The sequence below is a fragment of the Agrobacterium sp. MS2 genome (assembly GCF_003261015.1).
Taxonomy (GTDB): Bacteria; Pseudomonadota; Alphaproteobacteria; order Rhizobiales; family Rhizobiaceae; genus Agrobacterium; species Agrobacterium pusense.
This window is the reverse complement of sequence record NZ_QLNF01000100.1, coordinates 1-972: the sequence shown is the minus strand read 5'-3', so window position 1 is coordinate 972 and position 972 is coordinate 1. Positions and strand designations below refer to the sequence as shown.

Below are 972 nucleotides of genomic sequence, written 5' to 3'. Positions count from 1 at the left end.
GAGCTACGATGAGCCGAAAATCCTCTCTTCTCAATTAAAACACTTCTGTCTCAAGGGCGCTGATCCGGGACATGAATGGCATAGTGACCTGCCACATCCGGTAAAATCGTCGGTCGAACTGCGGCTGTGTCGGAAATCGTCACCGCGGAGCCGTTTGGCGCTTCGAGCACGGACCAGGCGACAGCAAGCGGCTGTCCATCCGGATCACGGGAATCCGATCCATCAAGGCGATAGGTTGCGCCAACTGCGGAAACGCCATGTGCTCGAATGGAGGCCAGTGGTCGCTGCATTCCCGTCGAGAGGGCGAGCTGTACCGTGGTTGCCGTGACAGCGCCATCGGTGACGGACAACTCAACGACATATTCGCCTGAAGTATCGACCGCCACCTGTGTCACAGGCGAGTTCGTCGATGACAGGGTCGCAGCGCTCGTCGCCGGCTTCTGGATTACCCGCCAACTATAAGAGAGAGGGCCGGCAGTCAGCTCCCTCCCCTCCTGCGAAAGACTAAACCGGCTCGCATCGAGAACGAAAACATTGTCCTGCGGCAAATATCGCGACTGTACAGCCGGACCGTCAGCATTGGCCGGCACGATTGCGGCGAACATGAATAAGACCCACAAAGCGGTGAGGGCCAGTGCTCGCGAAATTTCGCATCTGAATATGGAGCGGACAAACGACATCATCGATCGCCTTTTTCGGCACTAGGAAAAAATCTCATCCACCGGGGCGAGCCGGGTTGGCGAGTGGAGCCGATGACGCCCGCTCTAGCTGGCATCCTGGCCCGTGACGGCAATGTGAGGGCGGCAGGTACGACGGTGCGGGAAAAAGCCGCTCAGTCGCAGCCCCTAGTAAATTTACGTTTCATGAAATGATCTCAGCAGTAAATTTTGACAATCAAAACATAGATATTTTTAAAGTAAGAAACCCAATTCACCCCTGATGTCAACACAGTGGTAAAAATATACTATAGAC

Annotated in this window: 1 protein-coding gene; it reads right to left on the bottom strand. The window is 54.9% G+C overall.

The features are described from left to right. Positions 1–50 precede the first annotated feature (50 nt). Positions 51–605: a hypothetical protein gene (locus DOU54_RS26650; RefSeq protein WP_146617411.1), complete on the bottom strand. Its 555-nt coding sequence runs from the start codon at positions 603–605 to the stop codon at positions 51–53. Between the last annotated feature and the right edge of the window lie 367 nt (positions 606–972).

Excerpts from the sequence above, each read along its gene's own strand:
- DOU54_RS26650 (WP_146617411.1), bottom strand. The coding sequence starts at position 605 with ATGTTCGCCGCAATCGTGCCGGCCAATGCTGACGGTCCGGCTGTACAG.